18 protein-coding genes are annotated in these 20126 nt (G+C 44.0%); all 18 read left to right on the plus strand.

Annotated features, from left to right (window positions below):
- Positions 1–194 precede the first annotated feature (194 nt).
- The 18 genes from csrD (at position 195) to ASV53_RS00380 (ending at position 20082) form a co-directional block, all read left to right on the plus strand.
- The gene (gene csrD / locus ASV53_RS00295; protein WP_094955674.1) at positions 195–2174 is read left to right on the plus strand and encodes an RNase E specificity factor CsrD; all 1980 of its coding nucleotides are present in this window, start codon (positions 195–197) and stop codon (positions 2172–2174) included.
- Positions 2175–2280: 106 nt separating this feature from the next.
- The gene (locus ASV53_RS00300; protein WP_094955675.1) at positions 2281–3768 is read left to right on the plus strand and encodes a PilN domain-containing protein; all 1488 of its coding nucleotides are present in this window, start codon (positions 2281–2283) and stop codon (positions 3766–3768) included.
- Positions 3765–4403, plus strand: a complete 639-nt coding sequence (locus ASV53_RS00305; protein ID WP_239928691.1) for an MSHA biogenesis protein MshJ — start codon at positions 3765–3767, stop codon at positions 4401–4403. Before ASV53_RS00300 ends, ASV53_RS00305 begins: the two co-directional genes overlap by 4 nt.
- Positions 4396–4752 carry an MSHA biogenesis protein MshK gene (locus tag ASV53_RS00310; RefSeq protein WP_338091399.1) on the plus strand — a complete coding sequence of 119 codons (357 nt, stop codon included), beginning with the start codon at positions 4396–4398 and terminating at the stop codon, positions 4750–4752. Before ASV53_RS00305 ends, ASV53_RS00310 begins: the two co-directional genes overlap by 8 nt.
- Before the next feature lie 15 nt (positions 4753–4767).
- Complete coding sequence (gene mshL, locus ASV53_RS00315; RefSeq protein ID WP_094955676.1) at positions 4768–6447, plus strand: pilus (MSHA type) biogenesis protein MshL; 1680 nt, start codon at positions 4768–4770, stop codon at positions 6445–6447.
- 11 nt (positions 6448–6458) lie between these two features.
- On the plus strand, positions 6459–7307 hold the full coding sequence (locus ASV53_RS00320; RefSeq protein ID WP_094955677.1) for an ExeA family protein: 849 nt from the start codon (positions 6459–6461) through the stop codon (positions 7305–7307).
- On the plus strand, positions 7304–8557 hold the full coding sequence (locus tag ASV53_RS00325) for a tetratricopeptide repeat protein (protein WP_094955678.1): 1254 nt from the start codon (positions 7304–7306) through the stop codon (positions 8555–8557). The genes ASV53_RS00320 and ASV53_RS00325 overlap by 4 nt, the downstream gene beginning before the upstream one ends.
- 4 nt (positions 8558–8561) lie before the next feature.
- Complete coding sequence (locus ASV53_RS00330; RefSeq protein ID WP_094955679.1) at positions 8562–10277, plus strand: GspE/PulE family protein; 1716 nt, start codon at positions 8562–8564, stop codon at positions 10275–10277.
- A gap of 11 nt (positions 10278–10288) precedes the next feature.
- Positions 10289–11509 (plus strand): type II secretion system F family protein, encoded by a 1221-nt coding sequence (locus tag ASV53_RS00335; RefSeq protein WP_094955680.1) that lies wholly within the window; start codon positions 10289–10291, stop codon positions 11507–11509.
- An 88-nt stretch (positions 11510–11597) separates the two neighbouring features.
- Positions 11598–11969: a hypothetical protein gene (locus ASV53_RS00340; RefSeq protein ID WP_141226215.1), complete on the plus strand. Its 372-nt coding sequence runs from the start codon at positions 11598–11600 to the stop codon at positions 11967–11969.
- A gap of 31 nt (positions 11970–12000) precedes the next feature.
- Complete coding sequence (locus ASV53_RS00345; protein WP_094955704.1) at positions 12001–12591, plus strand: prepilin-type N-terminal cleavage/methylation domain-containing protein; 591 nt, start codon at positions 12001–12003, stop codon at positions 12589–12591.
- A gap of 36 nt (positions 12592–12627) precedes the next feature.
- Entirely contained in the window at positions 12628–13116 is a 489-nt protein-coding gene (locus tag ASV53_RS00350) for a prepilin-type N-terminal cleavage/methylation domain-containing protein (RefSeq protein ID WP_094955682.1), read from the plus strand.
- 28 nt (positions 13117–13144) lie between these two features.
- Positions 13145–13612 carry a type II secretion system protein gene (locus ASV53_RS00355; RefSeq protein WP_094955683.1) on the plus strand — a complete coding sequence of 156 codons (468 nt, stop codon included), beginning with the start codon at positions 13145–13147 and terminating at the stop codon, positions 13610–13612.
- Between the two features lie 89 nt (positions 13613–13701).
- Positions 13702–14217, plus strand: coding sequence for a type II secretion system protein (locus tag ASV53_RS00360; RefSeq protein WP_094955684.1), 516 nt, complete (start codon positions 13702–13704; stop codon positions 14215–14217).
- Positions 14207–14875 carry a type IV pilus modification PilV family protein gene (locus ASV53_RS00365; protein ID WP_094955685.1) on the plus strand — a complete coding sequence of 223 codons (669 nt, stop codon included), beginning with the start codon at positions 14207–14209 and terminating at the stop codon, positions 14873–14875. The genes ASV53_RS00360 and ASV53_RS00365 overlap by 11 nt, the downstream gene beginning before the upstream one ends.
- Positions 14875–15645 (plus strand): PilW family protein, encoded by a 771-nt coding sequence (locus ASV53_RS00370; protein WP_094955686.1) that lies wholly within the window; start codon positions 14875–14877, stop codon positions 15643–15645. Before ASV53_RS00365 ends, ASV53_RS00370 begins: the two co-directional genes overlap by 1 nt.
- Positions 15635–16060: a hypothetical protein gene (locus tag ASV53_RS00375; RefSeq protein ID WP_094955687.1), complete on the plus strand. Its 426-nt coding sequence runs from the start codon at positions 15635–15637 to the stop codon at positions 16058–16060. Before ASV53_RS00370 ends, ASV53_RS00375 begins: the two co-directional genes overlap by 11 nt.
- A complete protein-coding gene (locus ASV53_RS00380; protein WP_094955688.1) occupies positions 16060–20082 on the plus strand; it encodes a DUF6701 domain-containing protein in 4023 nt (1340 codons plus the stop codon). The genes ASV53_RS00375 and ASV53_RS00380 overlap by 1 nt, the downstream gene beginning before the upstream one ends.
- Positions 20083–20126: the final 44 nt, after the last annotated feature.

The following is a 20126-nucleotide window of genomic DNA, read 5'->3' on the forward strand; positions in this document are numbered from 1 at the left end:
GATGCGAAATAGCGTAGTAGCAGTTCACATTGTATGTGGAACAAGTGATAATCATTACAAATAGGCAACATAAACGATCATAACAGTCTGTATGTGAAGGCAGCACACTGTTTTCGATACTTGTAGGGTGGCGCATTGTAATCATCTAGCAACCCTTTATATTTTATTCAGAACGTTATGTGAAGCAGGAAGTTATGAGAAAAGCCTCAGGGATGAAGTTAACTAATCGACTGGTTACTTTTGTCACGCTTATAGTGATTTGTGCCATCTTCGTCATTTTTATCGGCGGGGCACTGAGTTTTCGAAAATTAGGTCAAGATTACCTCACGCACTACCTTGATGGTGTCGTCGAGGTGATAGATCAAGAGTTAGCCGATCCACAAGGCTCGCAAGCTATTTCTCGTTGGTTACCCAAGTTACTTAAAGCCAGTAATGTGGTGGAGTTGGATGTCAGTAGTGATGCTGGGGTGATTTACTCTTTTAGGGGGCTTCAAAAAATTAATGATCCTAACATTCTTCATCAGGGACATTATCAACTAGAAAAAAACTCCGGCTTTTACATTGATCTGAAATCACTGCCACCATATACCGAATTTACCTACTCTTTAGGGGCGATGTCATCGATTAGCCTCGCGATTGCCATGATCATTATGGGGCTCGTTTGGGGGATGAATTGGCTGCGCTTGCAACTGTATGGTTCTGAGTTACTGGAAGAGCGTGGCCGGATGATATTAGCCGGTCGGGTTGAAGATTATGAAGTCGGTGATGAAAAAGAATGGCCCGCAACGGCAAGCTTAGCACTTGATCAAATGGTCGCTGAGCTGAAAGATGCCCGCCAAGAACGCAGCCGCTTTGATACTTTTATCCGAACTCATACTTTCCTTGATCAGTTAACGGGCGCAGCAAATCGAGTGTTATTTGATAGCCGTTTAGAATCGGCAGTACAAGATCAAGAAACACACGGCGCTGTCATATTGATCCGTATTGCGGATTGGGATGAGCTCTTAGCGGAAAAAGGTAAAGAGGCCGCTGATGAACTTATCCATGATGTGGGTATGATTTTATCTAACTTGGTTCAGCGTTACCCTGATACGGTTTTATCCCGATATTTTGATGCTGAGTTTGCAATCATGCTCCCTCAGCAATCAGCAAAAGACGTTCGTTTGTTTACCAACCAGATGTTAAATGCATTAGAGCGCCTGGTACCACCTGCACCGCTAGAACTAGATAATTGGTGTCACATAGGGATGACATCTTTTGTGAGTGGTGAACGCCGTGGGCGAATTATGGATGAAGCGGATATGGCGCTCCGAAGCGCCCAATTGCAGGGTTCAAATAATTGGTTTGCGTTTAAAAAAGAGCAGCAAACGGAAGATGCCCGTGGTAGTGTGCGATGGCGAACCTTGTTGGATGCGGTTCTCGATGCAGATGCAATTCAGCTTCATCAGCAACCCGTGATAAGTGCCAGTGATGGTCATATTTTACAGCGAGAGTTGTTGGCTCGAATTCGAGATGAAAATGGCGTACAAATCAAGGCATCAAGATTTTTGCCTGCAGTCGAACAGGTTGGCTTTACCATTAGGATGGATAAGCAAGTCGTTAGTCAGGCGTTAGCGACATTAAAGCTGATGCCTTCCAGTGAGGTCTTTTCTGTTAATCTCAATGTGGCTTCATTGCTAGAGCGCAGCTTTGTCAGATGGTTACGAGATGAGTTATTACAAACCCCTCGAACAGTGTTGAACCGTTTATCATTTGAAGTGACTGAAGGCGCTTTAGTGAAGCATTTAGATGCTATGCGGCCGATTGCTCGGATGATGATTGGATTGGGCTGTAAGCTAGTCGTTGATCAGGCTGGGCGTACCATAGTCAGTACTCACTACATCAAGGATTTAAATATTGATTATATCAAACTGCATCGCAGCTTAGTTCGTGAAATTAATTTGCGACAAGAAAATCAACTTTTTGTTCGTTCAATGCTTGGCGCTTGTGGTGATAGTCGGGCAAAAGTTATTGCGGTTGGCGTTGAAAATGAAAAAGAATGGGAGGTATTGAAATCCCTGGGCGTCTATGCCGGACAAGGCCGCTACTTCTCTCCAGAAATGAGCTTAGAAAAGCATTTAATCGCTGACAGGAAAGAAACTCGCTCTGTATTTCACAATAATACCAAAAAGTAATTTATCAATATTCTTATTGTGAATGATTTAATATAAAATAGTCAAACTATTGACGAGATGGCGCTGCCACTAGTTGTACTGTTTATAGCCGTCGAATTGGAAAATCATGAAAAAACATCCTTTTTTCAGCCGTTTTACTAAAAACAAAAAGCAGACTCCAGTCCTCTGTTTGGCTGTGTTTCCAGAATCGATTACCTTAGCGTTTGAATCAAAATCATTATGGATAGTTGATAACCATGATGCCGTTAATACCGCTCAGCGTGAATCTGCTATTCAGGCGTTATTAGCGAAACATCAATTAGTTGGTTTCCAAGTGAAGCTCGTAATAGGGCACGGTTTATATCAATCTTTACTGATTGAAAAACCAGAAATTCCACAGGATGAACTATCTACAGCGTTACCTTTTTTGATCAAAGATTTGGTCAATGAGTCACCAATGGAGTTGGTTGCCGATGGCTTTCCTGCGCCATTAAAAGAGCGTTTACAAGTTTTTGCTGCTGGACGGAAAAACCTTGAACCATTGATTAAGGTTATAGCCAAAGCAGGCAGTGAAGTTTCCTCTATCTCAACAGAGGAAGTGCAATGGGGGGCGTTAACTTCGCCATCCATGAGTCAATTAATATTGCATCGCCGTGAAAATGCAGGGTTACAGTTAACCGCATTTAAACAACAGGTGATGTGCTTCCAACGCCAGTTGCGAGGGGTGAGTTTCCCGCTGATGGTGGAAAATGGCAGTGATCAGCAGGTTGCCTTGCAACTAGATAGCCTCGCCCTTGAACTACAACGGTCATTAGACTTTTTAAGCGCTCAGCTACGGAACCATCCCATATCTCAATTATTGATTTCGTGTGATGGAGAAGATGACACAGCATTAGCGCAGGCTTTGAGTCAACGTTTAAACGTAAAAGTCGTCGCAATTGTACCGCCGTCAGACGTTTTGCTGTCGAATGCCTCGCGTATTGCATGGGCAGCGAGCCACGAAATTAAAGGGGCTGCTCTCGACCTGTATACCGATAGCCTGAAACCAAAAACGCAGTTACTAACGTTACGTAACATTATGGCGAGTTGGTTAATGGGCGGCATCTTGATGACCTCGTTATTTGGTTGGCAGCAGTGGCAAAGCTATGTGGTTGAGCAACAATTGGCAGCGGAGCAAAGTCGATTATCGCTAAAACAAGGCGAAATCAATCGGTTGAAAGAATCGTTATCTCAGCACCTCCCAAGTGAGGTGAAAGTTGAGTTAGCGGGTAACCTTGAGCAGCATGTAGCGACGCAACAAGCGACATTAAATGCAATTGAAGGCCATGATAGTAGCCTGCGAGTGGGGTTTTCTGGCATGTTGCGAGAGCTCTCTGATGCTGCAAATGGTGATATTTCACTGAGTCATATTCATGCGACAGGACAGTCACTTGATTTATCTGGTGTTGCGCGTAGCCCTGAATCAGTGCCGAGTTGGATTCAAGCTTTCAAAGATTACGAACACCTGATGGATCGCCGTTTTCAAGTGATGTCATTAGGCCGTAATGACAAAAATATCGTCACGTTTGAGTTACAAGCCCGACGGGTCAGTAAAGCGGTAGGAGAAGTGAAATGATGAACCTATGGCATCAACTGTCTGATCGTTTTGATGAGCTTAGCCAGCGTGAGCAAATATTGATTTTTGTCTCTGGCTGGATAGCGCTGCTTTTTGTGGGATATTTACTGTTCCTTGAACCACAAATGAAGCAGTTGTCGAGTATTAAGCTTGCGGTTATCAATACCAGTAATCAGCTAATCAATAGTGAAAATCAAGTTCTGGTGATGGAGCGCAAGCTCAATGTTGATCCAGATGCAGAAGTGGATCAACGCATCGCGAACCTAAGAGTGCAAAATCGTCAGTTGAATGCTCAGCTTGAAGGGCGCGTGGGTAGCTTAGTCACGCCAATGCAAATGTCGACGCTAATGGAAGATGTATTGCGTCGTAGTGACCGGTTGAAGTTGGTTAGTTTGCAGTCTCAAGCACCAGCTCAATTGCTCAGTGGTGAAGATGAAGGCTATTACATTCACCCTGTGCGCCTTAGTTTACGTGGTCGATATTTTGATGTGGTTAATTATTTGCAGCAGCTTGAAGCCTTACCGGTTAAGTATTACTGGCAGAGCTTAAATTATCAGGTCGATACATACCCGTGGGCAGACATCCAACTCAATGTGTACACCTTGGGTGAAAGTAAGGACTTTATCGGTGGGTAATCACTTGGTAGCGAATAAATCAGTGGTGAAAGGTATTTTTATCATTTCATTGGGGTTGGGCATGCTGACTAACAATGTGTATGCAAATCAAGATCCAACAGCCCCGCTTGGGTGGCAAGCACCCGCGAAAAAACACACGGCAACACGTGCTCGGTTACCACAGTTACAAAGCATTCTTTGTGATGAGCAAAGTACTTGCACTGCTATTTTGAATAATACCGTGGTTAGTGTGGGCGGGCGAGTGAGCGGTTACACCTTATCGGCAATACAAGATGAGAGCGTCACGATTCGTCGCGGAAATAAACAGTGGCGATTGGATATGTTCGCTGAAAATATAAAAATAGATTAAGGGTTAGTAGTTAAGATGCGTAGATTAGTTATTGGAGTACTTTTAGCGTCGTTACTTGGCTGCTCAACTAACATGGGACACCGCGATCCTGTTGAGATCAAGCAAGAGCTAAATACCGCAGCGAATGAAGCCAGTAGCCGCCCGTTGACGGATTTGCCTTCTGCGGTAAACGACGACTTGATGCCGAGCCTTGACGGAAAAGATTTTGCGTCGATGTCGTCATTAGAAAAACGCTTCCGTGTTAATGCCCGTAATGTTGATGCGCGTGTGTTTTTTGGCAGCTTAGTAAAGGGTACGCCGTTTAATATGGTGATCCACCCAAAAGTCGCTGGTCGCATCTCGTTAACGTTACGCGATGTCACTTTGGACGAAGTATTAGCCGTCGTGTCAGATATCTACGGCTATAACGCGACACGTCAAGGCAATATCATCAAAGTATTCCCTGCCACTTTACGCACGGAAGTGATCCCTGTTGATTACTTGCAACTGCAACGTCGTGGGGTTTCTCTTACTTCCTTAACGACAGGGTCGATGACCAGCAATAGTCAGAATTCAAATTCGAATTCAGGTTCAAATAATAAAAATAGTGATAACAAAAACAATAATTCCAATAGCAATTCTAATAAGAAAACGAGTACACCAACCGGTGGCAGTAGCATTGAAACGGTGTCAGAAAGTGATTTTTGGCAGCAGTTAGAAAAAGCAGTCACCGCGATGATCGGCAACGGTCAGGGACGAAGCATTGTGGTTTCACCACAAGCGAGTTTGATCAGTGTTCGTGCTTACCCTAACGAACTACGTGAAGTGAAAGAGTTCTTGAATATTTCGCAAGAACGACTTAAACGCCAAGTGGTACTTGAAGCAAAAATTATGGAAGTCACGTTAAACGATGGTTACCAGCAAGGGGTTAACTGGAGCAACATAACTTCCAGTATTGGCGGCACTGACATCATCTTTGGGCGAACTGCTGCTAACGCGGCGGCTGGCATTGTTCCTCTTCCTGGTGGCGACGCTATTGCTGCAGCCCTTGGGGGGCAAACCAACATCACGATTAAAGACGGTAACTTTGAAGCGGTATTGAGCTTCTTAGAAACCCAGGGTGATCTTAATGTGCTATCAAGCCCTCGAGTCACCGCAGCCAATAACCAAAAAGCGATCATTAAAGTTGGTGGTGATGAGTATTTCGTGACAGATATTTCTGGCGGTGAAGTGAATGGTGATAACAGCACAGCGTCACCCGATATTGAACTTACCCCATTTTTCTCCGGGATTTCATTAGATGTCACACCACAAATTAATGATAGTGACGAAGTGCTATTGCATGTGCATCCTGCGGTTGTTGATGTTGTTACCGAATCGAAAGAGATTGATTTAGGTAATACATTTGGGGTGTATAAATTACCGCTCGCGAAAAGCTCTATCCGCGAATCTGATTCTGTGATCCACGCACGTAGCGGGGATGTGGTGGTGATTGGTGGTTTGATGAAATCACAAACCGCAGATCAAGTCTCTAAAGTACCTGTACTTGGCGATATTCCAATGCTTGGGCATTTATTCCGTAACGTTAATAAGATCACGCAAAAGACCGAGCTGGTGATTTTACTGAAGCCTACCGTGGTAGGTGAGCAAACATGGCAAAATGAAATTGAACGCTCACGTGCACTTGTAACGGAATGGTTCCCTGAAGATAACTAAGCAGTGGCAGTATGTATGAATCGTACTTCGGCTGTCAGCAGTCGCCCTTTACCCTAACACCGAATACGGCAATGTTTCATGCATTGCCACCGCACCTTGAGGCGATCCAAACGGCCTTGGCTGCGTTGGATATGGGTGAGGGTATAGTGCATATTTCGGGTGAAGTAGGCACAGGGAAAACATTGGTCTGTCGCATGTTGATCAACCAACTGCCTGATCATTTTGACTTGGCTTATTTACCTACGCCAGCGGCATCAGCGCAAGAGTTACGTGTAGCGATTGCCAATGAATTAAATATTGCCAGCGATGGCGATATGACTACCCTGACGGCACGTTTACACCGTGAGTTGATTGCCCGTAAAGAAAAGGGGCAATCAGTGGTAGTGATTCTGGATGAGGCCCAAGCTTTACCCGATGAAGCACTCGAAGCTATTCGTTTACTGGGTAACCTAGAAACCGAACAAGAAAAACTGCTGCATATTGTGCTGATTGGTCAACCAGAGTTGGATGCCCGACTACAGCTACATCATTTACGTCAGTTTCAACAACGCGTGACATTCAGAGCGGCTCTACGGCCTCTGAATTTAGCTGAAACTATAGCTTATATCGAATTTCGTTTAGCCTGCGCTGGCTGCCATCGAACGCTATTCACTTTGCCCTTGTATAAGGCATTGTGGCAATCGAGCCAAGGTATTCCGCGTGTTGTTAACTTGCTGTGTCATAAAGCGTTGTTAGCAACGTACAGCCGAAAATTACCTGTTGTGGGTCAGCAAGAATTGTTGCTGGCAATGAAAGAAACCAATGGTGCCCGTCAGCCCCTATGGACATATCCAGTACTGTGGGGATGGAAATTAGCATGAGTGAACTAAATAAAATGCTCTCGCGTTTAGCCGAGAAGCAACAAACCCGCGGTAATCAACACGCAAAACACAAACAGCAAGCGCCATTAGTTGCTGCGAAAATTCGGCCTGTTCCGTCATCTAAAGCGCCACGTGCCATTTTTGGAACGTGTTGCGCAGTGCTGCTGGCCGGAGGTATTGGCTGGTGGTTTGGACAACAACCAGATACGAACATGGCACAAAAATCCACATCAGGGGATAGTTTTTCTCCTGTCATGGCGGCGAATGCGGCGGAGTTAGCGCTTGAAGAACCGACGACAGCTATCGTTGTAGGTTTAAGTCTTTCTCCTGAAGCGACTGTACCTAAAATGACAACACCTGTACTACGTCAGAATGATGAAGCTTTATTGTCATCGGCCTCCCCATCAGTACCAGTCGAGAATGATCGCTTGGCGTCCTCAGAGGCTGTGAACAAGTCGAATTTACCAGTACCTCAAACCGTCGCTATACCTGTTGTGGAGCAACGCCAACCAGAGATGACAAAAGCGTTAAAGATTACTGCAGTTTCAAATCCGCCAGTGACGCAATCTCGGGCGATAGCTAAGCGTGCTCCATCAGTAGTACAAGCCCCTACAGTGGAAGATGATGCTTTACAGGAAGACGCAAGCTTAAGTATTGAAGCGGTTGAATTAACGGGGCCTGAGTTAGCTAAAATTGAGTACTCACGAGCAATGAAAGCCGTCAAAGCGGGTGACAGTAAGAAAGCCGTTGAGTTTTTAACTAAGGCGATCCAATACCATCCCGATTGGATTGATGCCCGCCAGCGTTTGTCGGCTTTGCATTATGGCCGCGGTGAAGTACGCCAAGCCATTTTGGTTTTACAGCGTGGTTTGGCCCGTGATAGTGAACAACCAGAATTACGTCTAACAATGGCCAAGCTGTTAGTGAACGAGTCACAACCTCAAGCAGCATTAACAGTATTAAGTGATCTACCGACAGATGCCCCAAGCAAATACATAGCAATGCGAGGTGCGCTAGCACAGCAGCTTAAAGACAACCCGCGCGCACTTGAAAGTTATCAGCACTTAGTGAAAAGCGAGCCGTTTGATGGACGCTGGTGGTTAGGGTTAGGGATTGCACTTGAGCGAACTAATGATGCAGAAAAAGCATTACATGCCTACCAACAAGCCTTGGTAATGGGGCAAATATCAGCCCAAACACAGCAGTTTATTCAACAGCGTGTGTCATACCTTCAGTCGCAGGGGAGCTAAAACCATGCAAATCCGATTACGTAAACGTCTTGGTGATTTGTTGGTTGAGGAAGACATTATTTCTCAGCAACAGCTGGAGCATGCGCTTGATCAACAACAAGTATCAGGCCGAAAGCTAGGTGATACCTTAATTAGCTTAGGCTTTTTGACTGAAAAACAGATGCTGGAATTTTTGGCGCGCCAGCTTGATATTCCACTGGTCGATTTGAACCGCGCCAATATTGATGCAGAAGCGGTTGCCCTATTGGGTGAAGTTCATGCACGTCGCTTACGTGCCTTGGTGATCAGCCATCGCGGCGATACTGTGCGTGTTGCGATGAGTGATCCCGCGGATCTTGCGGCTCAGGAAGCGGTTTATGATCAGTTGCAGGATTACCGTGTTGAGCTGGTGATCACCCGTGAAGGTCAATTAATTAATGCATTTGATCGTTACTACCGACGTACTAAAGAAATTGTCTCGTTTGCTGAGCAATTACAAGCTGAGCATCAAAGCGACTCTGATTACACCTTTGGTTTAGAAGATACTGAAAACGACGAAGTAACCGTCGTTAAACTGATTAACTCTTTATTTGAAGATGCGATCCAAGTGGGCGCTTCAGATATTCATATTGAACCGGATACAAACGTATTACGTATTCGCCAACGGATCGATGGTGTCCTTCATGAAACCTTACTTAATGAAGCGAGCGTAGCGTCTGCGCTAGTACTGCGCTTAAAGCTCATGGGTGGGTTAGACATTTCAGAAAAACGTCTTCCGCAAGATGGTCGCTTTAATGTCAAAGTACGTGGCCATTCGGTTGATGTGCGTGTTTCGACCATGCCTATACAGCATGGAGAGTCGGTCGTGATGCGTTTGCTCGATCAGTCTGCGGGGATTTTAAGCCTTGACGAAGTCGGAATGCCTGCCGATATTCTGGTACGTTTTCGTCGTCAACTTAAACGTCCACACGGCATGATATTAGTCACTGGGCCTACGGGCTCGGGTAAAACGACCACACTCTACGGCGCATTGAGTGAGCTGAATAAGCCTGGGAAAAAACTGATCACCGCAGAAGACCCTGTGGAATATCGATTGCCGCGCGTTAACCAAGTTCAAGTGAATGCCAAGATTGGCCTGACATTTTCATCGATTCTACGGACTTTCTTACGCCAAGATCCCGATATCATTTTGGTGGGGGAAATGCGAGATCAAGAAACGGTCGAAATTGGCCTACGCTCAGCACTAACAGGACATCTTGTATTATCGACGTTACATACCAATGACGCGATTGATAGTGCACTGCGAATGATGGATATGGAAGCGCCGGGTTACCTTGTTGCCAGTGGTGTGCGTGCCGTTTTAGCACAGCGTTTAGTGCGAAAAGTCTGCGCGGACTGTGGTGAGCCCGAGCAACTTGATGACGCCAAAGCACAGTGGTTGAAAGCACGCTTTCCTGATGCACAGGAAGAAGTATTCCAACAAGGCCGAGGGTGTCAAAGCTGTAACTTTACGGGGTATCGTGGACGTATCGGTGTCTTCGAGTTACTTGAATTTGATCAATCTATGATGGACGCTTTGCGAGATAACAATGCCGTACTATTTAGCCAAATTGCCCGTATGAGTAAAGGTTATAAGCCACTGATTAATTCTGCGTTAGAACTCGCATTAGCGGGAAGAACGAGTTTAGATGAAGTGATCCAGCTTGGCGAAGGGGATTTTATCGATGATAGCTTGTTATAGAGAGCGAAAGCATGCCGATTTTTAACTATCGAGGACGTGACAGCCAAGGCAAGATGCTGCGGGGTCAATTGGATGCGGCGTCGCAAGAAGCGGCAGCTGATATATTGATGCGCCAAGGTGTAATTCCACTCGACATTCGTCAAGGTAGGGCGAAGTCTGCTGGCCTCGATGTGAAAGCGCTTTTCCAAAGTACAGTGCCACTCGATATGCTGGTTATCTTTTGCCGTCAGATGTTCAGTTTGACGAAAGCGGGTGTTCCACTGCTGCGTTCAATAAATGGATTGGCTCAGAGTGCGAATAATCCATTGATGAAAGAAACGTTAGAGAGTGTTGCCACGGAAGTGACAAATGGGCGTTCATTGTCATCATCAATGGGCCAGCACCCTCGCGTTTTCTCCGAACTTTTTGTGTCGATGATCCATATTGGTGAAAATACTGGCCGTTTAGACGATTCGTTATATCAGCTCGCACTTTATTATGAGCAAGAAATGGAAACCCGCCGTCGGATTAAATCCGCGATGCGTTATCCTATTTTTGTTTTATCGGCCATCATGATTGCGATGACAGTGCTGAATATTAAAGTGATCCCGCAGTTCGCTTCCATGTTTGAACGTTTCGGTGTAGAGCTGCCACTGCCAACGCGGATTTTGATTGGTACCTCTAACTTCTTTGTTAACTATTGGCCGTTAATGTTCGGTGGGCTTGCTATTACTTGGATTGTTGTACGTTTGTGGCGTAATACCGCAGAGGGTAAAGAAAAGTGGGATGGCTGGCGTTTAAAAGTACCGATCATCGGCACTATAGTTAATCGCGCGCAGTTATCACGTTTTTCTCGCACCTTCTCATTGATGATCCGGGCGGGTGTTCCTCTTAACCAAGCGTTGCAAATGGCAGCGGAAGCGTTAGGTAATCGTTATTTAGAAAAGCGCCTCATTGACATGAAAAATGGCATCGAGGGCGGTAACAGTATTTCACAAACAGCCACTCAGTCTGGGGTATTTACGCCTTTAGTACTGCAGATGATAGCGGTAGGCGAAGAAACCGGCCAAGTCGACGAGTTACTGCTTGAGGCGTCTGATTTCTATGATCGTGAAGTGGATTACGACCTCAAAACGCTAACCGCACGTATCGAGCCACTTCTATTGGTGGTGGTTGCTGCGATGGTGCTAGTCCTAGCTTTGGGGATCTTTGTCCCAATGTGGAGCATGCTTGATGTTGCCCGAGGCGTTTAATGTACGCCAAGTTGGGCGCTATAAATTTTTCATATGGTTTGTCTTGATACTAACGCTGGTTTTTGTGCTGCAAAATGAGTGGCGAAAAGTGAATGCGAAGGCGGAAGATGTTGCCTTGAAACTGACCATCAATTCATTGTATGAAAGTGCGTCTTCGTTACGGCAATCATGGGAGTTAAACAACCGGCCTGATCACATGGAAATTGATGGTGTGGATCTCCACTTTACCAAGCTAGGTTGGCCTCTTATTGAGCAAAATAATAACCTCGATTGTTATCAATTATGGCGAATATTAACCCCCGTCAATATTCCGCCACCCCATATTTCTTTGCTGTATACAAAAGAAGCTAAATCTGTGACTTATGAATCATGCGTCTACCAAATAAGTACAGGGAAATGGCTGGAATTATTTTATGAAAATGAGACAATAAAGTTTAACGACTTTGTGGCAATAAAATAGTCGTAAAGTTGACGCTTTGCGTGGGGTGGGTATGAAAAAACAAGTAGGCTTTTCATTAGTCGAATTAGTGATTGTGATTATTGTTGTCGGTTTACTGGCAGTTGCAGCACTTCCTCGCTTTTTGAATGTGACGGATGAAGCAAAAAAGGCTTCAATTCAAGGCGTTGCGGGTGGTTATGCGACGGCTGCGTTATCTGCGAGGGCGCAATGGGAAGCTTATGGTCGTCCCGTTGAGGGCTCTGGTGCAAGTCGCGTGCAAAAAGTAAATTATGATGGCACTGAATTTTACCTAACAGTTGCAACGACAGATGGCACTGTTAGTGATGGTTACCCAGTATCTTTGAGTGACAAAAAAATTACAGCTGTGGACAGTTCAGATTGTGTGGATTTAATGCGAAACCTATTGCAAAACCCACCTTTGGTAACCAGTAGCAGTGCAGAAGCAGAAACAGGGAAATACCTGTTTTATGTAACGAAAGAAACAGCAGATGCGCAAAGTGCCTGTCGTTATTATCAGTTAGCGTCAGCTAACTCTCAAGGTGATGTCGTGAGTAATTTAACCTCCGGACATTCATTCATTTATAAGCCTGCAAAAGGGCAAGTAGAAGTAGTGCTTAATTAGCCTATAACCAAGTTATTAAAAAGGTAGGAGTTATTTATGAAGCGTCAAGGTGGTTTCACGCTTATAGAGTTAGTGGTTGTTATTGTTATTCTGGGTATTTTAGCGGTGACCGCGGCACCTCGATTCTTGAATCTGCAAGGCGATGCGCGTAATGCTTCGCTGCAAGGCTTAAAAGGCGCAATCAATGGCGGCGCGGGTATCGTTTACGGTAAAGCGGCGATTGCGGGTAAAGAGGGTAGTAGTAGTGCAGTTGATATTGGTAGCGGCAGTGATGCTGTAAAAACAATTTTTGGTTACCCGACAGCTACTTCTGCTGGCATTGTTGCAACATTATCAAACTTTAGTGATGACTGGGTAATTGTAAGTGGTACTGGAACTAGCAATGATGCGGGTGAAACAGTTCAGTTGACCTTTAAGCAATACGCGAATGGTGTACCTGCTAATTCAAATTGTTTTGTGGAATACACAGCAGCTACTGCAGCAGCTGCTGCAAAAGTAACGGTTGCTGATAACGCTTGTAAGTAAGCTTTATTAATATAAAAGAGTGAATATTATGAAACGTCAAAATGGTTTTACCCTAATAGAGCTAGTGGTTGTTATTGTTATTTTAGGTATTTTAGCGGTTACAGCTGCCCCTCGATTCCTTAACTTGCAAGATGATGCTCGTGACGCATCACTGGAAGGCCTTAAAGGTGCCATTAATGGTGCTGCTGGTATCGTCTATGGTAAGTCTGCAATCGAAGGTAAAGAAAGAAAAGATTCAGATACAATTACTGTTGATAACGAAACCTTGAATGTTGCATATGGCTACCCGAAAGCAACTGATATCGAAAAAGCGGTACAACTTGACTTGACCTCAGAGTGGAAAGTAGCAACATCTGTTTCAGGTGCAAGTGGTACTAAAAAAGCGTTTACGTTAAAGAACTATGCTGAAGATCCCGTAACGAAGTGTTACGTACTTTATACAGAAGCAACATCAGCAACGTCTGGTGCTGTAACGACTGTTGAAGGTTGTAAGTAACCACTTATATAGAGCCTCTTTTTGAGGCTCTATTTCATAAAAGCATACCGTGTTTTTATGAAATAGAGTCAGCTATCGCAAGGCAATGTATGACCCACCGTAATAGAGGTTTCACCCTCGTTGAACTCATTGTCGTGATTTTACTAATAGGTATCGTTAGTGGAACGGTTGCTTCTCGATTTGTTGGTCGTGATAGCTTCGATGCTTTCCTTAATCGCGATGTTAGTATTTCTTTAGCGCGCCAAATCCAAATTATGGCGATGAACCAATCAATATCCTCATCAGGTTCTTGTTACGCATTAATCATCGAGCAAGATTATTTTGGCAGCCCGAATACGGCGACATGCCACCAACAATTTCCAGATTTGTTGCCGCCATTAACCGCTGATGATCAGTTGAATATTCGTTTTGACGAGCTAGGAAGTTCCTCAAAAATGGAATTGTATTTTGATATCACGGGTAAACCTTTTTATTTTACTGGTAAAGGGGTGACTGCCAAGAAGGTACAGGCGTGTACTACAATCTGTCAGTTTGATTTTTTAAATAGTAATAACCAAAAAAGCAGTATGTGTATCAACAAAGAAGGGTACATATATGCCTGCTAAATTATCATCGAATAGACAAGCGGGTTTTACCCTTATCGAAGGCGTGATTACCATTGTCATTCTGGGGATTGCTATGGTGACCATGACCAGTTTTATCTTCCCGCAAGTTGAGCGTTCCGCCACGCCGCATTACCAAGCCCGAGCAGCTGCAATCAGTAATGCTTTTTTGAATGAAATTTTGTCACGCAAGTTTGACCATAATTCTGAACCTGTACGTGATGTACATTTACGTTGTGGTGAGAGTGGTATTGCTTGTACCGTGCCTGATGTTGTAACTGGCCGCTGGCCCGAAGATGATCCGCTGGAATATACCGATATTGTAGATGCGAACGGTGATGTCATTGGTCAGCGTTTAAACGTCGAGTTTGCCGATGATGTCGATGATTTTCATGGTTGCTGGGGAGATGCCAAGCTGTGCCGTCAGCGCTATTTATCTTATCAATGGCAGGGGTTGATTGAGAATTTATTAGACCCAAGCCGCACCCCAGATGAAGATGTTGGCTATAACAATATGACGCTGCGGGTTGATGTGAGTTACGGCTCACCTTCGAATGGGGTGGGAGACCCAGCTCAACAAACCTTTAAGCGGATTGCAATTGAAGTTGATACTGGGCGCTATGGTCTGTATGACTTTGTTGCCTATCGAGGGAATTATTAATGAAGCTCTCTCGTGGTTTTACGCTATTAGAGATGGTGATATCACTGGTCGTGCTAGGGGTGATCTCTTTAGCGGTTGGTAGTTACTTTCAATTAGGTGTGCAAGGATATACCGATACGGTCAATCGTGATCGTGCGCAAACGGAACTGCGCTTTGCGGTAGAGAAGATCACCCGTGAAGTCCGTCATGCTGCACCTAATAGTGTCTTTCTAGATTCAAATACTGCTGGTGAAGCAAATACCTGTCTATCGTTTTATCCTGTTACTCAATCGGGCTTTTACTTGAGGCAGCCACAAGGAAGAAGCGTCGACTTTATTTTGAGTGGCTCAGACCAAGAATCAAAAGCGTTAGTTACGGATATTAACAAACAGCTAAGCAATTATTTTTTGGCTATTGGGTTTGGCTCTTCATCACAATATATCAATGGCAATAAAGTCACTAAGGCCGCAGCGGATCCCGCTGGTCATATTGAGCTAACGACTCAAGATGACTTAACGGTTACCTCACCAGCGAATCGAGCTTACTTGTACAGAGAACAAGTATCATATTGTTATTTTCAAAATAAAATTTATCGATTTACTGGTGATAAGAAGCCATTAGCAAAGTATATGCCTGAGAATCTCATTGCGGGGGGCGTATCGAATATGGATATCTCGGCGCAAGCACCTGGATTAAGCCGCAATGGGATGATTCATATTAGCCTTTCTGCTGACGTTGATGGTGAGATAACGAGTTATGATCATACAGTGCAGGTGTTGAATGTCTTATAAAAAACAACAAGGTAGTGCACTGGTTCTGTCTCTGGTAGTCATTACTGTCATGGCGGTGTTTGCGGCTGCCATGGTCAAACTGGATTGGTCGAATCAAGAGATGACCAGCCGTGAAGTGTTTGCCACACAAGCGTGGTTTGCGGCCCATAGTGCCAATGAGTATGCGCTTACTCAGTTGTTTCCGCTAGGCAGTAAGCAGTCGAATCCAAAGGCTTGTATATCTAATTATCCAATATCAGCAGATAAGTTTTCTTGTTCGTCAGTATCGGCATCTTGCACTGCCACAACAATTACAGAAAACGGTAAGACGATTAATCGCTATCAGCTGGAAGCGACAGCAACATGTGGTACGGGTAAGTATGCGGTGACACGGATCCAAGAAACTTGGGCAAAAGATCTGAGTGAGAATGAATAATGAAAATAATAAAATATTTGATCAGTATTTGCCTTATTGCGTTTAGTTTTTCACTGCAAGCGGCCGAGCCACAGTTTGAATTTGGTGAGTTGAATGTTAGCGATTGCTTTAATCATGAATGTGAAATTACCTTTAAAAAGACGTATGCAAAAAAACCATTGGTTTTTGTTATGTCGACCATTACACGCAATGGCTTAGATGCACCGTCTGCATTGAATATCGTGAATATCACTAATAAGTCGGCTAAAATTCGTCAATTCTTGGCTCCTTATGACAGTAGCTTAGTGCAAATAAAGCCTGAAAGTAGCGTATGTTCTTCGAGTTATTGTTTAAAAAAAATAGCCAACAAAAAAATATATTATTTTGTTATAGAGGAAGGTGAGGTTAATTTTGGGTCCAAAGGTCGAATAAAGGCTGGACTAGCAAAGGTAGATCGTTATGTGGTGAGTGGAGGCCGACCATCATATTCCGAACTTAATCAAGTTGATTTTGGTAGTGGCTTTGGCTCACCAGGTGTGATTGTTTCACTACAAGGGAATCGAAGTGATATGACAACTCGTCCCAAATGGATTACGCCTGTCGTTCCTTATATCGAAAATAATTCATCTAATCATGCTTTCTATGTCGGGCTTGATCATTCTGAAGTTAATCAGTGGAATCATCGATATCAGAATAACTATAAGGGCGGTAAGCGAGATGTTGCTTATTTAGTCGCAGAAGGTACCGGGGTTTATAAGGGCCTTCAATTTACTATGGGCTCTGGTACGACCCCTAATACACTTGATAACTCGCTAAAGTGGTTTCAGAAAGTAACTCAGCCGGTTCTTGATCAATGCGATGGCATGATGACGATTCCTAGTTCAAGTGCATTTACAGAAGAACCTTTTATTCTGGCTTCAAAAGCGTCACGTCAAGGGCCTAACGGTGGTTGGCTACGAATGTGCCAACTAAAGAAAAAGAATGGTAACTATGCAGTTAGCTTTGTTAATGATGAAGATTTAAATGAAGCAAAGCAAAAACAATTAGAACGAAAACATGCCGATGAAGAAGTGGGCTTTATGGCTTTTCAGCGCAAAGTCAGCGAAGAGGTTTGCGATATTTTTACTGGGCCCGCGCAGACATGGAGCCATAGTGCGGAAGCTGAAGTAAAAGAACACTCGAAAATTTATAATGCGATGAGTGGCTACCAGCTTGGTTTTCCTCAAAATGGTGACATGAAATTTAGCTACGATAGCTGTGTTAATCGAGCCTGTGAGCCTACACCTAGTTTAATGATTCCATCGCCATCTTTAGAAACTTTCCGTTATGGTAATAAAGAAGTTAAATTAAGTACCGGTAGTAAAACTATTTCGCCTGACCGATATAAAGAGATAAAAGTCGAAGGTTCTTCAAATTTAACTTTAAATTCTGGTGAATATTGGGTGCAAGAGTTTAAGTTGGAAGGGAGTTCTAAGCTTATTGTCAATGGTCAAGTTACCGTTCATATTTTAGATGAATTTAAAGTGAGTGGCTCAGGGTTTATTAACTATGAACAAGGTAGCAAGCCTGATAATTTAATTATTCTTGGTCATAATTCAGATTCTGAAGTCAAAATGGATGCGGGAAGTGCAGGTCAAGATAATCGCCAGGGAATTGTCGCTAAAGCGTTGATATTCACTGGCGATGAGGTTTTATTAAAAAATACCGTGTTGTATGGCGCCGTCACTACTCGTGAATTAAAAATGGAGTCTTATGCCAAAATTATTGGCGATAGTGACTGTTTTGATTCTGGCCCGACTTATCGCTTAGAAATATCGCCAGATAAAAAAGATAAAGTATTGGCCTGTGATGGTGAAGAAATTACTTTCTCCATCATTGATGAAACCACCAATAAAGTAGCGCAAAACTTTACAGGCACGATGGCAATCACAGCGCCATCAACAACACCCAATAACGCCGATGTTTGTTGGTTTGATAGTGCCTCTGCACCTATAGGCACTTGTCCGTCATCTGTTACCCATACATTTACCAATGCGACTGGCTCGGTTAAATATAAGCTATCGAGTAAAGATCTCGCATCAATCAATATTCAAGCCAAACTCACCAGTCATGGTGATGTTACTAAAACAGCTGGTGCTTACACTTTTGTGCCTTTTGCATTAGCCATTGAGAATAAAGACTTTGTCGATAATGTCCCGTTTGGCCAAATTGCTGGGCGCGAATTTAGCTGGGATATTGTCGCTAAGGCTAGATCGGGGAATAGTCGACGTTGTGATGTGATGGAAGATTATACGGGGGAGCGTAAATTAACGGTTTCTCATAGCCAATTGCCTAATACTGCTGGTGTGAAACTTAAAATCAAAGCGAACAAAAGCGGCTCAGCGCTACGTGAAGCAAAAGGTGATTTCGACTTTACCTTCGAGAAAGGTAAAGCGGCGGGCAATAAAGGCATATATCCGGAGGCGGGACGTGTAACGTTAGCGTTAAAAGATAAAGCATTTGAAGGTAAACCGTCAGAGATGACTGCCAGTGAAGACTTTTATTTCCGCCCATTTGCATTGGCGCTATGTGATTGGAAAGATAAAAATCACTCTTTGTTTAAAGGCGATGCAACCAGTGGCGCTGGGTTAGCTAAATCCGGTGAGCACATTAATTTTTATGCTAAGCCGCTTGCATGGCTGGGTAATAGCTATGCATCGAATGATGATTTTAAAACCCCAATAGTTAATCAAAATGAAGATTATTACTGTGCTGCGGCTCGTCCTGAGTTAACTCAGTTTGTTGATGATACCGTTCAAACGAATTTAAACGTGGGGGTTTATTCGTTAGATACCCCGACTAATGGGCAACTTGGGGGCAATGTTTTTGGTGTTGATGCTAAATTCAAAGCGGGCTCTGAATATGGTAAAGGTATTGTTGGCTGGGGCGATGTCGGTAGTTTTAAGGTGGGTTTAGGATCTGATGACTACCTGAAAAAAGGAGTGGCTGTTCCTCCTGCACCGTTTAGAGTTGGCCGTATTTACCCTGCGTATTTTGAGTTAACCTCAAGCGCAGTGAAAAATGCCCATCCTGCAAATTCGCTGACAGGGTTCACCTACATGAATCAAGGGTGGAGTTATGATTTTACGCTAACGGCAAAAGCGAATGGTTACACCGAAGCAACAACCAATTACAGTAAGTTTGCTGAGTCGCTAAAAGCTAAAGTGAATGTGGCCTTAGTGGATGGTGATGCTGCGCTAAAAGCTAATAATGACTGGCGTTCACGCGTTACACCGACGATGTCGACTGGGTTAATTAATTGGAATAAGGCAACGATTTCTAAGTCTGTGTCTGATGTTAACTTTACTCGCCGGATTGATCCAAAGAAAAGCTCTACAACGGTGACAGACAATCGCACTTTTCCAAATATGAAAGTAGTGCTCTATAGCAAAGGAAGTGATCATACCGATCCTATTGATTATCGTTCATCACCGCAAAATCTAATCACTGACAATGAAACCTTTGTCGGTTCAGCGTTAGCTGGTCGACTTGATGCCCGTTATGGTCGAATGGCTTTGGATGATGTTGGCACTGCATTTGATAAAACGGTTACTGTGCCGATGCGTGTTGAGTACTGGGATGGCCAGAAATTCATATTAAATACTGATGATAGCTATTCGCCATTTGATGGTGGCAATTACTGTAAGCAAATGATTTGGCCTGCTGATAGTGCGAATTCTAAGTCGGTTCTACAAGGTAACGGTACGCATGTCACTACGGGTAAGACACTAGATATTCAGGCTAACCCAAATCGCACTGATTATTACCGAGAGCAAGTGCGTTTCTGGCATAAGTTAGTATCCACTCCACCAAAGGCAAAAGCTGGAGAGCAAACTATTGCTTGCCCTGCAGGCCTTGGTGTTACTAAGTTGCCTTGGTTGACGTATAACTGGCGGGGAGAAGGTGACGAAAGCCCTTCAACTGTCGTGACCTTTGGGGTTTATCGAGGTAATGACCGAATTATCTATCGAGGCGAAAAAGGTATGACAGCCTTGCCGAATTAAGGTGATTGTGAAATAAAATGCCGATCTGTGGCAGGTTTGACAAA

The sequence above is a fragment of the Photobacterium sanguinicancri genome (assembly GCF_002265265.1).
In the GTDB taxonomy this organism is placed as follows: domain Bacteria; phylum Pseudomonadota; class Gammaproteobacteria; order Enterobacterales; family Vibrionaceae; genus Photobacterium; species Photobacterium sanguinicancri.

Bases quoted from the DNA above. Each gene is read 5' to 3' on its own strand.
- ASV53_RS00375 (WP_094955687.1), top strand. From the start codon at position 15,635: ATGTCTTATAAAAAACAACAAGGTAGTGCACTGGTTCTGTCTCTGGTA.
- mshL (WP_094955676.1), top strand. From the start codon at position 4,768: ATGCGTAGATTAGTTATTGGAGTACTTTTAGCGTCGTTACTTGGCTGC.
- ASV53_RS00355 (WP_094955683.1), top strand. From the start codon at position 13,145: ATGAAACGTCAAAATGGTTTTACCCTAATAGAGCTAGTGGTTGTTATT.
- ASV53_RS00365 (WP_094955685.1), top strand. From the start codon at position 14,207: ATGCCTGCTAAATTATCATCGAATAGACAAGCGGGTTTTACCCTTATC.
- ASV53_RS00360 (WP_094955684.1), top strand. From the start codon at position 13,702: ATGACCCACCGTAATAGAGGTTTCACCCTCGTTGAACTCATTGTCGTG.
- ASV53_RS00320 (WP_094955677.1), top strand. From the start codon at position 6,459: ATGTATGAATCGTACTTCGGCTGTCAGCAGTCGCCCTTTACCCTAACA.
- ASV53_RS00380 (WP_094955688.1), top strand. From the start codon at position 16,060: ATGAAAATAATAAAATATTTGATCAGTATTTGCCTTATTGCGTTTAGT.
- ASV53_RS00350 (WP_094955682.1), top strand. From the start codon at position 12,628: ATGAAGCGTCAAGGTGGTTTCACGCTTATAGAGTTAGTGGTTGTTATT.
- ASV53_RS00335 (WP_094955680.1), top strand. From the start codon at position 10,289: ATGCCGATTTTTAACTATCGAGGACGTGACAGCCAAGGCAAGATGCTG.
- ASV53_RS00305 (WP_239928691.1), top strand. From the start codon at position 3,765: ATGATGAACCTATGGCATCAACTGTCTGATCGTTTTGATGAGCTTAGC.
- ASV53_RS00370 (WP_094955686.1), top strand. From the start codon at position 14,875: ATGAAGCTCTCTCGTGGTTTTACGCTATTAGAGATGGTGATATCACTG.
- ASV53_RS00325 (WP_094955678.1), top strand. From the start codon at position 7,304: ATGAGTGAACTAAATAAAATGCTCTCGCGTTTAGCCGAGAAGCAACAA.
- ASV53_RS00345 (WP_094955704.1), top strand. From the start codon at position 12,001: ATGAAAAAACAAGTAGGCTTTTCATTAGTCGAATTAGTGATTGTGATT.
- ASV53_RS00330 (WP_094955679.1), top strand. From the start codon at position 8,562: ATGCAAATCCGATTACGTAAACGTCTTGGTGATTTGTTGGTTGAGGAA.
- ASV53_RS00300 (WP_094955675.1), top strand. From the start codon at position 2,281: ATGAAAAAACATCCTTTTTTCAGCCGTTTTACTAAAAACAAAAAGCAG.
- csrD (WP_094955674.1), top strand. From the start codon at position 195: ATGAGAAAAGCCTCAGGGATGAAGTTAACTAATCGACTGGTTACTTTT.